This window comes from Vallitalea longa (genome assembly GCF_027923465.1).
GTDB classification, from domain to species: domain Bacteria; phylum Bacillota; class Clostridia; order Lachnospirales; family Vallitaleaceae; genus Vallitalea; species Vallitalea longa.
The window spans coordinates 1-255 of record NZ_BRLB01000090.1; the positions used below are offsets into that span (position 1 = coordinate 1).

Consider the following 255-nt stretch of genomic DNA (forward strand, 5'->3'; position numbering starts at 1 on the left):
ATCTATGACAATAAAATAAATATAATGTGGTTGACAGTATCCCTATTCAATAAAATCATATCTGAGAATGAAAATGTTTTTAATTCTTTAGATACGATATTGGTTGGTGGTGATAAACTAACACCAAGTTATATTAACAAATTAAGAAGTGTGAATAAGAACATTACTATTATAAATGGGTATGGTCCAACTGAAAACACTACATTTTCCACTTGTTTTACGATACAGAAGGAATATAAGCACAATATACCTATA

Annotated in this window: 1 protein-coding gene; it reads left to right on the plus strand. The window is 27.5% G+C overall.

What is annotated here, in order from left to right; translation table 11 throughout:
• The coding region (locus tag QMG30_RS24945) for an AMP-binding protein (protein ID WP_281819942.1) at positions 1 to 255 on the plus strand (255 nt) is incomplete at both ends.